Source organism: Delftia sp., assembly GCF_059499305.1.
The window spans coordinates 179,173-191,793 of record NZ_JCABYI010000009.1; the positions used below are offsets into that span (position 1 = coordinate 179,173).

Here is a 12,621-nt window from a genome sequence, read left to right on the forward strand (position 1 = left end):
CGGCCCTTTTCATGCGCAGCCCTGTCTCGCTTTCCCGCTTTCTTTTTTCCGCTTTCCCTTCCTCCACAGGAGGTCTCCATGAGCCTGCCTTACCCGCCGGGCCGCGTGTCCACGCCCGCGCCGGCCGAGTCGAACGGACTCGGCTATGCCTACTACGTCACCATCATCCTGCTGCTGGCCTACACCCTGTCCTTCGTGGACCGCCAGATCCTGGGCCTGCTGGTGCAGCCCATCAAGAAGGATCTGCAGCTGTCGGACTGGGTCTTCAGCATCGTCCACGGCTTTGCCTTCGCCATCTTCTACACCTTCGTCGGCATCTTCCTGGGGCGCCTGGCCGACCGCTGGAACCGCCGCAACCTCATCGTCATCGGCATGGCGATCTGGGTGGTGGCCACGGCGGCGGGCGGCTATGTCACGGGCTTCGTCTCGCTGTTCGTGGCGCGCATGTTCGTGGGCGTGGGCGAGGCGGCACTGTCGCCGGCGGCCTATTCCATGCTGGCCGACTACTTCCCGCCCGAGCGCCGCGCACGCGCCATGAGCATCTACACCTCGGGCGTGTACATCGGCTCGGCCACGGCCTTCATCGTGGGCGGCCTGGTCATCCAGGCCACCAGCCAGGCCGGCGAGGTGGTGTTCCCGCTGCTGGGCAGCTTCAAGCCCTGGCAGGCGGCCTTCATCTTCGTGGCTCTGCCCGGCATTCCGCTGGTGGCGCTGATGTACACCGTGCGCGAGCCGCTGCGCCGGGGCCTGCAGGCCCGGGCCGCGTCCGCCATAGTGGCCGCGCCCGCGGGACCGGCGCCCGACCTGTCCCATGTGTTGCGCAACAAGCGCGCCTTCCTGCCGCTGCTGCTGGCGCCGGGCATCACGGCCATGATCACCTTCGGCGTCACGGCCTGGCTGCCGGCCACCTTCATCCGCCAGTGGGGCTGGACGCCTGGCGAGATCGGCCCGGCCTACGGCGTCATCATCCTGACCTTCGGCATTGGCGGCATGCTGCTCAGCGGCTTCCTGGCCGACTACCTCACGGCGCGCGGCAAGCAGGTGGGGTCGATCGTCATCTCGCTGGTGGCCACCGGCGTGCTCGTCATCACCGGCCTGGTGCTGGCCTTTGCGCCCACGCCCACGGTGGCCCTGGTGGCCGTGGCGGCCACCACCTTCTTCCTGGGCATGCCGGTGGCGCTGGCGCCGCCGATCCTGCAGGCGGTCACGCCCAACCAGCTGCGCGGCCAGGTGACTTCCATCTACCTGCTGCTGATCAACCTGATCGGGCTGGGCCTCGGTCCCTTCCTCGTGGCCTTCTTCACGGACTTCGTCTTCCATGACGAAAAGCTCGTGGGCCTGTCGCTGGGCCTGGTGTCCGCACTGGCCGCGCTGCTGTCCGTGCTGTGCCTGGCCAGCGCCATCGGTCCCTACCGCCGCCTGGTCGCGGCCACGGAGGGCCGGGCATGAGCGCGCAGGCATCACATTGCTCGCACTACCAGCCGCCGCTGCAGGACATCCGCTTCGTCCAGCAGCACTGGCTGGGCGCCGAGGGCGACTGGCGCCGCATGCCGGCCCACGAAGCCCTGGACCAGGAGACGGCCGACATGGTGGTCGAGGCGGCCGGGCGCTTTTGCTCCGACGTGCTGGCCCCGCTCAACGGCCCGGCCGACCTGCAGGGCTGCCGCTTGCAAGAGGGCAGGGTGCGCACGCCCGACGGCTTTCCCGCCGCCTATGCAGCCTTCGTGGAGGCAGGCTGGCCCGCACTGGCCTGCGCCCCCGACGCTGGCGGCCAGGGCCTGCCCCAGCTGCTGGACGCCGCGCTGCACGAAATGCTGGCCTCGGCCAACCATGGCTGGACCATGTATCCGGGCATCCTGCACGGTGCCTATGCCTGCCTGCACGCGCATGGCGACGCGCACCTGCGCGCCACCTACCTGCCGCACATCGTCAGCGGCCGCTGGCTGGCCACCATGTGCCTGACCGAGCCCCAGGCCGGCTCCGACCTGGGCCTGCTGCGCAGCCAGGCCCGGCCCCGCGGCGATGGCAGCTATAGCCTGGACGGCAGCAAGATCTTCATCTCGGGCGGCGACCAGGACATGAGCGAGAACATCGTCCACCTGGTGCTGGCGCGCCTGCCCGATGCGCCTGAGGGAACGCGCGGCCTGTCGCTGTTCCTGGCGCCGCGCGGCATTCCCCGGGACGACGGCAGCTTTCTGCCCAACGCCATCCACTGCGATGGCATCGAAAAGAAGATGGGCATCAAGGGCAGCGCCACCTGCGCCATGCGCTTCGAGGGCGCGCAGGCCTGGCTGGTGGGCCAGCCCCACCAGGGCCTGGCTGCCATGTTCGTGATGATGAACTCGGCCCGCCTGCACGTGGGCCTGCAAGGCCTGGGCCATGCCGAGATGGCCTGGCAGCTGGCGCGCGCCTATGCGGCCGAGCGACGCCAGATGCGTGCCCAGCCCCGGCCTGCCGATGCGCAGGGCCCCGCCGACCCCATCGCCCTGCAGCCGGCCGTGCAGCGCATGCTGGCCGACCTGCGCGTCTGGACCGAAGGCATGCGCGCCATTGCAGGCTGGGTGGCGCACCAGCTGGACCTGGCCGAACAGGCGCCGGATGCCGAGGAGCGCGCCCAGGCCCATGCGCTGGCCTCGCTGCTCACGCCCGTGGTCAAGTCCTTCTTCACCGAGCGGGGCTTTGCGCTGGCCAGCGAGGCGCTGCAGGTCTTCGGCGGCTACGGCTATGTGCACGAGTACCGTATCGAGCAGACGCTGCGCGATGCCCGCATCGCCATGATCTACGAAGGCACGAACCAGATCCAGGCGCTGGACCTGCTGCAGCGCAAGGTGGCCTCCAGCGGCGGTGCCGCGCTGGCGCCGCTGCTGAAGGTGCTGCGTGAAGAGGCCGATGCCTGCGACGCCGCGGGCATGGAGACCGGCTTTGCAGGCGCGCTGCGCAGCTGGGCCGAGCGCATGCAAGCGCTGACGGGCGAGCTGTGTACCGGCGCTGCCGGCGACAGGCAATTGCTGGCGCGTTGTGCCGAGGACTACTTGCGACTGGTCGGCACGCTGTGCATGGCCTTTGCCTGGGCACGCGCGGCGCGCGTCAGCCTGCCGCTGGCCGATCCGGCGCTGCGCCGCTCCAAGGCGGACAGCGCGGCCTGGTTCCTTGCGCATGGCCTGCTGGATGCGGAGCACTGGCTGCGCCGTACCGAGGCCGCTGCCCGTACGCCGCTGCCAGCCGCCGTGGCTTGAGCGGGCTGCCGGGGCTTTTATGATGGAACGCCGCACCGGCCCTGCAGAACCGCAGGCGCCGGTGCGGCCTTGCCTCGTTGCGCCTTCTTCCTCTTCCGGATCCGTGTCCATGGACAGCTCCTTCGAACCCGCCGTCGACCAGTCGCGCCTGCAGCGCTTTCTGGGCTACCGCCTCACGCGCGCGGAAATCCACATCCACAAGCTGTTTGCGCGGCGCGTGGCCGAACTGGACCTCAAGCCCAGCGAGTTCTCCATCCTGGTGCTCATCCACTCCAATCCCGGCATCTACCTGCGCCAGCTGGGCGAGGCGCTGGACATCTCGCCCTCCAACCTGGTGCCCGTGGTCGAGCGCCTGGTGCAGCGCGGCCTCATCGGGCGCCAGCCCGATCCGCGCGACCGCCGGCTGCAGCAGCTGCACCTGACGGACGACGGCAGCGCACTGCAGGCGCGGGCCGAAGGCGTGGTGGTGCAGCTGGAAGACGAACTGGAGCAATTGCTCACCGCCACCGAGCAGCGCCATCTGCTGTCTGCCCTGGACAAGCTCACGGCCATCCATGAAGGCCCGCAAGGCTGAGCGGGCGGGACGCCATCTTTCCAACCCCTGGCCGGCGCCGGCCATGCGGCGCTGCGGCACAATGCCGACCATGCTGATGTACCCGCAGATCGATCCCGTGGCCCTGCAGATCGGGCCCCTCGCCGTGCACTGGTACGGCCTGACCTATCTGGCCGCCTTCGGCCTCTTCCTCTGGCTGGGCACGCGCAGGCTGCGCCACCCGCCCTTCGTGCGCATGCAGGGCGACCGCGCCTGGACGCGCAAGGACGTGGAAGACATTCTTTTCCTGGGCGTGCTCGGCGTGGTCGTCGGCGGGCGGCTCGGCTATTGCCTGTTCTACAAGCCCGGCTACTACCTCAGCCATCCGCTGGAAATCTTCTACGTCTGGCAGGGCGGCATGAGCTTTCATGGCGGGCTGATCGGCGTCATCGGCTCCATGGTCTGGTTCGCGCGCTCGCGCGCACGCTCGTGGCTGGAGGTGGCCGACTTCGTCGCGCCCTGCGTGCCCACGGGCCTGGCGGCGGGCCGTGTCGGCAACTTTATCAATGGCGAACTGTGGGGCCGCTTTGCCAGTCCCGAGCTGCCCTGGGCCATGGTCTTCCCGCAAAGCGGCTCCATGCTGCCGCGCCATCCTTCGCAGGTCTACCAGTTCCTGCTCGAGGGCCTGCTGCTGTTCGTGCTGCTGTGGCTGTATGCACGCAAGGAGCACAAGCCGGGCCAGGTGGCGGCGGTCTTCCTGACCGGCTATGGTGCCTTCCGCTTCATTGCCGAGTACTTCCGCGAGCCTGACGACTTCCTGGGCCTGCTGTCGCTGGGGATGAGCATGGGCCAGTGGCTGTGCGTGCCCATGGTGATCGGCGGCATTGCCATGTGGCTGTGGGCGGCGGGGCGTCCGGCCTATCCGGCCCATGCGGGCAAGCCGGCCTGAACCTGGCTGGACACAATGCGAAGCGGGCCCTGGGCCCGCTTTCTTTTTGGCGTGGCGCGCGCGTGCTGGGGATTGCCCGAAGACAAGAACGCGACATCGGCGTACACGCGCTGGCGTACAGACTCCCATAATGTGAGCAGCAAGGGATTGTCATTGGCCCGTTGGCGGCATGACAGTCCCGTGACCGCTTGATATGGAGGAGTGTCTGAATGGGTCTGGCTACCGACTGGATTGCCCGCAATGTGTCCCGCTTTCGCAGCACCGAGGCCGCTGCGCCTGCAAAAAAGGCCGAAGGCGATGCAGCCAAGGCTCCCGCGCCGCGCGGCACGGCCCAGCGCCTGCAGGCCACCCTGCGCCGAGGCCAGGAAGTGCTGTCCCCGCGCGAGCTGCGCAAGCTCATGGAAGACCTACAGGCGGCCGCCGACGCAGCGCTCAGCGATGTCGAGGGTGGCCGCCACGCGCAGCAGCTGATGGACTGGTATGCCCAGGCCGAGCTGCCGGCGCGCCAGGATTTCTGGGCGCTGATCGTCGAGCAGTTCGGCCCCGACACCGACGCCTTGATGACCGCACGCAAGCGCTATGACACGGCCACCAGCGACGCCGAGCGCGGCCATGCCGAGATGGATCTGCGCCGCGCGCTGATGTCGCCGCGCACGCGGCTGCTGCAGCGGTTTGCCCAGCCGCAGGGCGGCATGGGCTTTCTGGTGGACCTGCGTGCCGAACTGCTGGCCCTGCCCAAGGCGGAACAGCAGCGCTTTTCCGCGCTGGATGCCGAGCTGGAGCATCTGTTTTCCACCTGGTTCGACGTGGCCCTGCTGGAGCTGCGCCGCCTGAGCTGGGACTCGCCGGCCTCGCTGATCGAAAAGCTCATCCAGTACGAGGCCGTGCACGACATCCGCAGCTGGGCCGATCTCAAGAACCGCCTGGACAGCGACCGCCGCTGCTACGGCTTCTTTCACCCCCGCATGCCCACCGTGCCGCTGATCTTCGTGGAGGTGGCGCTGGTGGACAAGATGTCCGACAGCATTGCCCCACTGCTGGACGAGACCGCCGCAGCCTCCGACCTGGGCCGCGCCACCACGGCCATCTTCTACTCCATCAGCAACACCCAGACCGGCCTGCGTGGCGTGAGCTTCGGCGACTCGCTGATCAAGCATGTGGTGGAGACGCTGACGGGCGAATTCCCCCGGCTGCGCCATTTCGCCACGCTGTCGCCCATTCCGGGCCTGCGCGCCTGGATCGCCAAGCACGGCGACGCCATCCTGGAGAAGATGGACGAGCGCCAGCGCAAGGCCTTCGAGCTCAAGGCCGGCGGCATGGGCGCCGAGCACCTGCTGGCGGCGCTGGATGCGCCGCAGGATCTCAAGCCCGACGCGCCCGTGCGCCGCGCCCTGCTGTTCTGCGCTGCCCACTATCTGGGGCGCGAGACGGCCAAGGGCCGGCCGCTGGACCCGGTGGCGCGCTTTCACCTGGGCAACGGCGCGCGCGTGGAGCGGCTCAACTGGGCGGCCGACCTGTCGGCCAAGGGACTCAAGCAGTCGCTGGGCCTGATGGTCAACTATCTCTACGACCTCAAGCGCCTGGACAAGCATCGCGGCCTGCTGGCGCAGGGCCGCATACCGGTGTCCTCGGACATCGAAGCCCTGTGCAAATGAAAAGGGGCGCGGCGCAGGCCGTGCCCCTTTTCTTGCACAGGGATTGCTGCGCCTGACAACGAAGACAGCCTCAAAGAGGCGACAAGGAGACAAGTCATGCAAGCTTCCCACCCCACGGGGCGGCGCGCGGTGTTGCGCGCGGCCGGGGCCTCGATGGCCGCGCTGGCCCTGCCCATGGCAGCCCGCGCGGCGGCGGACTGGCCGTCCAAACCCGTGAACCTGGTCGTGCCGTTTCCGGCCGGCGGGGGCACCGATGCCTTTGCCCGGCCGTTCTCGGCCCAGTTCGCCAAGAGCGCGGGCAAGACCCTGGTGATCGACAACCGTGGCGGCGCAGGCGGCACCCTGGGCGCCAGCTACGCGGCCAAGCTGGCGCCGGACGGCTACAACTTCTTCATGGGCGGCACCCACCATGTGATTGCGCCGTCCATGTACCCCCGCCTGGACTATGACCTGGAGCGCGACTTCGTCGCGCTGGCCCTGCTGGCCAGCGTGCCCCAGGTGCTGGTGGTCAACCCGCGCAACGTGCCGGGCAAGACCGTGCAGGAGCTGCTGGCCGACCTGCGCAAGCGGCCGGGCAAGCTCAACTACGCCTCGGCGGGCGCGGGCACATCGCACCATCTGGCCGGAGAGCTGTTCAAGCTGCAGACCAATACCTTCATCACCCACATTCCCTATCGGGGCGCAGGCCCGGCGCTGCAGGACCTGATCGCCGGCAATGTGGACATGATGTTCGACGGCCTGGGCTCCTCGGCCCAGCACATCAAGAGCGGACGCATCCGTGCGCTGATGGTCTCGGGCGACAAGCGCAACCCCGCCTTCCCCGACGTGCCCTGCGCGGCCGAGTCCGGCCTGCCCGACTACACGGTCACCACCTGGTACGGCCTGTGGGCGCCCAAGGGCACGCCGCAGGCGGTGCAGGCCCAGGTCATCGACCAGGTGCAGCGCATAGGCTCGGCCGAAGAGATCAAGTCCATCTGGGCGCGCAACGGCGCCGACTACGGCGGCATGAACCAGCAGCAGTTCGCGGCCATGGTGCATGGCGAGATCGCGCGCTGGGCCCAGGTGGTCAAGGCCTCGGGCGCCAAGCTGGAGTAGCGGACGAGGGGCCGGTCAGGGCGGGGGCAGGGCGGCGGCATGCGCGTGCATGTCACCACCCTGTCACGGGCCTTGGCTACGGTCCATCCCTTCTGAGATCCATCCTGGGAGGGAATATGAACAAGGCAGACAAGGTCCGCTCGCCCGCATCCGTGCTGCTCGCGTTGGTCCTGTCTTTCGGCACGGCCACGGGCCTGGCAGGCTGCGGCGGCAGCGACGACGGCCCCGAGACCATCGGCTCGCTGCGGCTGATCGGCGACTACAGCATCAAGACCAAGACACTGTTCGACGGCGTGGAGTTCGGCGGCATCTCCGGCCTGGACCGCGCGCCCGATGGCAGCTACTGGGCCATCTCCGATGAGCGCGGCGGCGAGCGCGGCACGCCGCGCTTCTACAACCTGGGCATTCAGTTCGATGACAAGGCCATCCAGGCCGTGACCATCCGCAAGATGGTCACGCTCAAGGGCCGCGACGGCCAGCCCCTGCCCGGCACGCGCCGCACCGTGGACCCCGAAGGCATCCGCGTGGCGCCCAACGGCAACCTCTACGTGTCCAGCGAGGGCAACTTCAGCACCGACCCCGCCAGCCTGTTCCAGCCCTTCGTGCGCGAGATCAGGGTGGACGGCAGCTTCGTGCGCGACTTCGAGACGCCTGCGGCCTTCAACTACGTGGACAACACCACCAGCGGAGGGCGCAACAACAAGCTGTTCGAGGCCCTGGCCGTCACGCCCGACGGCAGCGTGTTCACGGCCAACGAGGATGCGCTGGTGGAAGACGGCCCCCTCACCACGCTGGCGGCGGGCAGCGTGGTCCGCGTCCTCAAGCTCGATCCGGCCACGGGCAAGTCCGGCGCGCAGTACGTCTACCAGCTGCCGAAGATTCCGCTGGACAAGGCCGCCAGCGGCAGCTTTCCGCCGGACAACGGCCTGCCCGAGCTGCTGGCCGTCTCCAACCACGAGTTCATCGCCATCGAGCGTGCCTTTGCCGATGGCGTAGGCAACACCATCCGCCTGACGCGCGCCACCATCGAGCCGGACACCACCGATGTGCGCAGCTTCAAGAGCCTGGTCGGCGCCAGCTACAAGCCCATGAAGCGCGAGCTGCTGCTGGAGATGCCCGTGACCTACCAGGGCGTCAAGCTGGACAACATCGAAGGCATCTCCTGGGGCCCGCGCCTGGCCAACGGCAACCGCACCCTGGTGCTGGTGGCCGACAACAACTTCGCGGACAACCAGGTCACGCAGTTCCTGGCCTTCGAAGTGCGGCCCTGAGCCCTCTTCGGGCTATCTCGGCTTGCGCGGGCGTTCATAGCCTGCGCTTGCGGGCGCGCCCAGCACCATGTCGGTGAAGGCGCTGCCGCCTGCGCAGATGTGCTGGCGCATGGCCTCGGCGGCCACCTCCGCCTGGCCCGCGCAGATCGCAGACACCACGGCCACGTGCTCCTGCTGCGAGCGCGCCAGGCGGCCCGGCTTCTCGAACATCCGGCCCCGGTAGGGCGTGATGCGCAGCCGCAGCAGCCGGGTCTGTTCCACGATGAAGTCGTTGCCGCTGGCCTCGTATATCAGTTCGTGCAGCTGCATGTTGGCCTGCACATAGCCTTGGGCATCCTGCGCCTGGGCGCAGGCGGCGGTGTGCGCCAGCGCCGCCTGCAGCCGCTCGCGCAGCTGCGCATGGATGCGCGTGGCGGCCAGCCGGGCCAGCACGCCTTCCAGCTCGGCCAGGCCTTCCATCATGGCCACCAGCTCGCGCGCATCCAGGCGCCGCACATAGATGCCCGAGCGCGGAACGATCTCCACCAGCCCCTTGGCCACCAGCAGCAGCAGCGCCTCGCGCACGGGCGTGCGCGAGGCGCCGAAGCGCTCGCACAGGGCCGGCTCGTCGATGGCATCGCCGGGCTGCATGGCGCCTGAGCGCAGCTCGTCTTCCAGCGATTGCCGTATACGCTCCTGCAGGCTGGACGTGGCCGGGGTTTTCTCCAATGGCTGCTTGGCTGGAAGCATTTTCTAATTCAAATATATCTGATTGACTGACTGATACATATGACGCCCAGACTCGACATCCAGGATCACCTGGCCACCATCACGCTGCAGCGCCCCGAAGCGGCCAACAAGCTGGCCCCCGAAGACCTGGGCACGCTAGTCGCGCATGTGGAGCTTATCAACCGCCGCGACGATGTGCGCGTGGTGGTGCTGCGCAGCGAGGGCAAGTACTTTTGCAGTGGCTATGATATATCAGAGATCCAAGGCAGCCAGACCGAGGGCAGCAGCTTCGGCGAGATGGTGGACGCCATCGAGCAATGCCGCGCCGTGACCGTGGCCGCCATCCACGGCGGCGTCTACGGCGGTGCCACCGACATGGCCCTGGCCTGCGACTTTCGCGTGGGCAGCACGGCGGCCGAAATGTTCATGCCGGCCGCGCGCCTGGGCCTGCATTTCTACGCGGGCGGGCTGGAGCGCTATGTCTCGCGCCTGGGCCTGGACACGGCCAAGCGGCTGTTCCTGACCTGCGAGCGCATCCAGGCCCCGGAGATGAAGGCCTGCGGATTCCTCACCCATCTGGCCGAACCCGCCGCCTTCGACGCGGCCGTGGCCCAGCTCACCGGCACGCTGGCCGCCATGGCGCCCATCCCTTTGTTCGGCATGAAAAAGCACCTGAACCTGATCGCGCGCGGCCACCATGACGTGGCCGAGATCACGCGCGAGGTGCAGCGCAGCATCGCCTCCGAAGACCTGCAGGAGGGCGGCCGGGCCTGGCGCGAGAAACGCAGCCCGGAGTTCAAGGGGCGCTGAGCAGCATCCTCCCGCATACACGCAGATTGCCCGTGGTGCTGCCTACCGCCCACAGCCCACGGAACCGGCGCGGCCCAACTCGGGGACACCGAGGAAGGGCCGCTCCCGCACCGAGGGTGTCGTCCCCCTTTGGGGGAAGGCGCGCAGCGACTCAGGGGGTATCAATAAACAGGAGACAAGCCATGTTCAAGCGTTTTGCACTGTCGTTGCTGCTGGCCGGATTGGCCGGTGGCGCGATGGCCCAGTCCTATCCCGCCCGGCCCGTCACGCTGGTCGTGGGATTTCCGCCCGGCGGCGGTGCCGACGCGGTGGCGCGCATCGTGGCCGACAAGGTCGGCAAGATCCTGGGCCAGCCCCTGCTGGTGGACAACCGCCCGGGCGCCGGCACCACGCTGGCGTCCGAGCATGTGGCGCGTGCAGCGCCCGACGGCTACACGCTGCTGCTGGGCAGCGCCAACATCTATGGCTCGGACCAGCTGCTCTACAAGAGCGCTCGCTATGAGGGCGCGCGCAATTTCACGGGCATCACGCGCTGGAGTTCGGCCCCCATGCTGCTGGCCGTGCGCAAGGATTTTCCGGGCCAGAGCGTGGGCGATCTGGTGGCGCTGGCGCGCAGCCAGCCCGACAAGCTCAGCTATTCCTCCTCGGGCGCAGGCGTGATCACGCACCTGGCCACGCTGTCGTTTGCGGGCGCCAGCGGCGGCCTGCGCATGCTGCATGTGCCGTTCAAGGGCGGGGCGCCATCGATACAGGCCGTGGCCGCTGGCGATGTGGACCTGACCTTCGGCACGCCGCCCTCCGTGCTGCCGCTGGCCCAGGCGGGCAAGCTGCGAATGCTGGCCGTGAGCACGGCCGAACGCTCGCCGCTTTTCCCCGAGCTGCCGGGCATGAAGGAGTCCGGCGTGCCGGGCTTTGACTACACGTTCTGGTTCGGCCTGTTCGCCCCGGCGGGTCTGCCCGAGGACGTGGCGAAGAAGCTGTTCGATGCCAGCACCAAGGCGCTGGAAGACCCCGATGTGAAGGCCAGGCTGGCCAAGCAGGGCAATCTGGCCGCGCCCTCGGCATCCCTTGAGGAATTCCGTACCTGGGCCCTGAAGGAAGGTCAGGAATCGAAGGCCCTGACCCAGCGTTCCGGAGCCGGATTGCAGTGAATATGAATGATCAAGCCATGAATGAACAAGCCACGGGCCTGCCGCTGCAAGGCCTTACCGTCATCGACCTCACGCGCGTGCTGGCCGGCCCCATGTGCACGCAGATGCTGGCCGACCTGGGCGCGCGCGTGATCAAGGTGGAGCAGCCCGGCACGGGCGACGATGCGCGCGGCATCGGGCCGTTCGTGGACGGGGGCTCGGCCTATTTCCTCTCGGTCAATCGCAACAAGGAGTCGATTGCGCTGGACCTCAAGCAGCCCCAGGATCGCGAGGTCTTCGAGCGCCTGCTGCAAGTCGCCGATGTGCTGGTCGAGAACTTTCGCCCCGGCACCATGGACAAGCTCGGTTATGGCTGGGAGACCCTGCATGCACGCCATCCCCGGCTGGTGATGACCTCGGTCTCTGGCTTTGGCCAGACGGGTCCCTACAGCGGCTTTCCCGCCTACGACATGGTGGTGCAGGCCATGAGCGGCATGATGAGCGTGACCGGCCACCCGGACGCCGGGCCCTGCCGCGTGGGCGTGTCCATCGGCGACCTGGGCGCGGGCCTGTACGCGGTCATCGGCACACAGGCGGCCTTGATGCGCCGCTCGCGCACGGGGCAGGGCGAGCGCGTCGATGTCTCCATGCTCGACTGCCAGGTGGCCTTGCTGGAGAACCCCGTGGCCCGCCTGGGCGCGCTGGGCAGCGTGCCGGGGCCAATCGGCACGCGGCATCCCTCCATGGCGCCCTTCGATGTGTTCGCGGCGCAGGACGGCTGGTTCGTCATCGCCGTGGGCAGCGATGCGCTGTTTCGCAAGCTCTGCGGCCTGCTGCAATTGCCCGAACTGGCCGAGGACGCGCGCTTTGCCGGCAATGCCCTGCGCTGCGAGCACCAGGCCGAGCTCAAGGCCGCGCTGCAGGCGCGCCTGCGGGACAGTCCCAGGGCGCATTGGCTGGGGTTGCTCACTGATAATGGCATCCCGGCGGGGGAGTACAACAGTGTGGCCGACATCGTCGAGCACCCCCAGGTGCGCGAGCGCGGCATGCTGGCCCAGGTGCAGACCCCCAGCGGCCAGACGCTGCGCGTGGCGGGCAATCCCTTGCAGGCCTCGCTCGGCCAGCCCCTGGTGCGCAGGCAGCCGCCCGCGCTGGACGCGGACCGCGAGCGCATCCTGCGCGAGCTGTCCGTGGCGCCGCCTTCGCCAATCCATGAACGTGCCTGAGATTTCCCG

At 68.6% G+C, this 12,621-nt stretch carries 11 protein-coding genes; 10 read left to right on the top strand and 1 reads right to left on the bottom strand.

All coding sequences use genetic code 11. The features are described 5' to 3' along the window. The first annotated feature begins 78 nt into the window (after positions 1–78). The 7 genes from AC5I49_RS07155 to AC5I49_RS07185 all read left to right on the top strand — a co-directional run bounded on the left by AC5I49_RS07155 (position 79) and on the right by AC5I49_RS07185 (position 8,738). Entirely contained in the window at positions 79–1,449 is a 1,371-nt protein-coding gene (locus AC5I49_RS07155; RefSeq protein WP_495789107.1) for an MFS transporter, read from the top strand. After that, complete coding sequence (locus tag AC5I49_RS07160) at positions 1,446–3,236, top strand: acyl-CoA dehydrogenase (RefSeq protein WP_495789108.1); 1,791 nt, start codon at positions 1,446–1,448, stop codon at positions 3,234–3,236. Before AC5I49_RS07155 ends, AC5I49_RS07160 begins: the two co-directional genes overlap by 4 nt. A gap of 109 nt (positions 3,237–3,345) precedes the next feature. Continuing rightward, positions 3,346–3,810, top strand: coding sequence for a MarR family winged helix-turn-helix transcriptional regulator (locus AC5I49_RS07165; protein WP_473042780.1), 465 nt, complete (start codon positions 3,346–3,348; stop codon positions 3,808–3,810). Positions 3,811–3,871: 61 nt separating this feature from the next. After that, positions 3,872–4,717, top strand: coding sequence for a prolipoprotein diacylglyceryl transferase (gene lgt, locus AC5I49_RS07170; protein ID WP_223275185.1), 846 nt, complete (start codon positions 3,872–3,874; stop codon positions 4,715–4,717). A gap of 209 nt (positions 4,718–4,926) precedes the next feature. After that, positions 4,927–6,372: a malonyl-CoA decarboxylase gene (locus AC5I49_RS07175; RefSeq protein WP_016445189.1), complete on the top strand. Its 1,446-nt coding sequence runs from the start codon at positions 4,927–4,929 to the stop codon at positions 6,370–6,372. Positions 6,373–6,468: 96 nt separating this feature from the next. Further along, complete coding sequence (locus AC5I49_RS07180) at positions 6,469–7,467, top strand: Bug family tripartite tricarboxylate transporter substrate binding protein (RefSeq protein ID WP_016453085.1); 999 nt, start codon at positions 6,469–6,471, stop codon at positions 7,465–7,467. Positions 7,468–7,583: 116 nt separating this feature from the next. After that, a complete protein-coding gene (locus tag AC5I49_RS07185) occupies positions 7,584–8,738 on the top strand; it encodes an esterase-like activity of phytase family protein (protein ID WP_126311836.1) in 1,155 nt (384 codons plus the stop codon). A 12-nt stretch (positions 8,739–8,750) separates the two neighbouring features. Here the strand turns inward: AC5I49_RS07185 and AC5I49_RS07190 are convergent, their stop codons facing one another. Beyond that, a complete protein-coding gene (locus tag AC5I49_RS07190; protein ID WP_016453084.1) occupies positions 8,751–9,467 on the bottom strand; it encodes a GntR family transcriptional regulator in 717 nt (238 codons plus the stop codon). A 39-nt stretch (positions 9,468–9,506) separates the two neighbouring features. Here AC5I49_RS07190 and AC5I49_RS07195 point away from each other — a divergent pair, with 39 nt between their 5' ends. From AC5I49_RS07195 to AC5I49_RS07205, 3 genes are all read left to right on the top strand, one after another. Continuing rightward, positions 9,507–10,256 carry an enoyl-CoA hydratase/isomerase family protein gene (locus AC5I49_RS07195; RefSeq protein WP_312839976.1) on the top strand — a complete coding sequence of 250 codons (750 nt, stop codon included), beginning with the start codon at positions 9,507–9,509 and terminating at the stop codon, positions 10,254–10,256. 182 nt (positions 10,257–10,438) lie between these two features. Then, positions 10,439–11,407: a Bug family tripartite tricarboxylate transporter substrate binding protein gene (locus AC5I49_RS07200; protein WP_392451675.1), complete on the top strand. Its 969-nt coding sequence runs from the start codon at positions 10,439–10,441 to the stop codon at positions 11,405–11,407. A 17-nt stretch (positions 11,408–11,424) separates the two neighbouring features. Further along, on the top strand, positions 11,425–12,612 hold the full coding sequence (locus AC5I49_RS07205; RefSeq protein ID WP_495789109.1) for a CaiB/BaiF CoA transferase family protein: 1,188 nt from the start codon (positions 11,425–11,427) through the stop codon (positions 12,610–12,612). The last annotated feature ends 9 nt before the right edge of the window (positions 12,613–12,621 follow it).

Bases quoted from the DNA above. Each gene is read 5' to 3' on its own strand.
- AC5I49_RS07155 (WP_495789107.1), top strand. From the start codon at position 79: ATGAGCCTGCCTTACCCGCCGGGCCGCGTGTCCACGCCCGCGCCGGCC.
- AC5I49_RS07160 (WP_495789108.1), top strand. From the start codon at position 1,446: ATGAGCGCGCAGGCATCACATTGCTCGCACTACCAGCCGCCGCTGCAG.
- AC5I49_RS07165 (WP_473042780.1), top strand. From the start codon at position 3,346: ATGGACAGCTCCTTCGAACCCGCCGTCGACCAGTCGCGCCTGCAGCGC.
- lgt (WP_223275185.1), top strand. From the start codon at position 3,872: ATGCCGACCATGCTGATGTACCCGCAGATCGATCCCGTGGCCCTGCAG.
- AC5I49_RS07175 (WP_016445189.1), top strand. From the start codon at position 4,927: ATGGGTCTGGCTACCGACTGGATTGCCCGCAATGTGTCCCGCTTTCGC.
- AC5I49_RS07180 (WP_016453085.1), top strand. From the start codon at position 6,469: ATGCAAGCTTCCCACCCCACGGGGCGGCGCGCGGTGTTGCGCGCGGCC.
- AC5I49_RS07185 (WP_126311836.1), top strand. From the start codon at position 7,584: ATGAACAAGGCAGACAAGGTCCGCTCGCCCGCATCCGTGCTGCTCGCG.
- AC5I49_RS07190 (WP_016453084.1), bottom strand. From the start codon at position 9,467: ATGCTTCCAGCCAAGCAGCCATTGGAGAAAACCCCGGCCACGTCCAGC.
- AC5I49_RS07195 (WP_312839976.1), top strand. From the start codon at position 9,507: ATGACGCCCAGACTCGACATCCAGGATCACCTGGCCACCATCACGCTG.
- AC5I49_RS07200 (WP_392451675.1), top strand. From the start codon at position 10,439: ATGTTCAAGCGTTTTGCACTGTCGTTGCTGCTGGCCGGATTGGCCGGT.
- AC5I49_RS07205 (WP_495789109.1), top strand. From the start codon at position 11,425: ATGAATGAACAAGCCACGGGCCTGCCGCTGCAAGGCCTTACCGTCATC.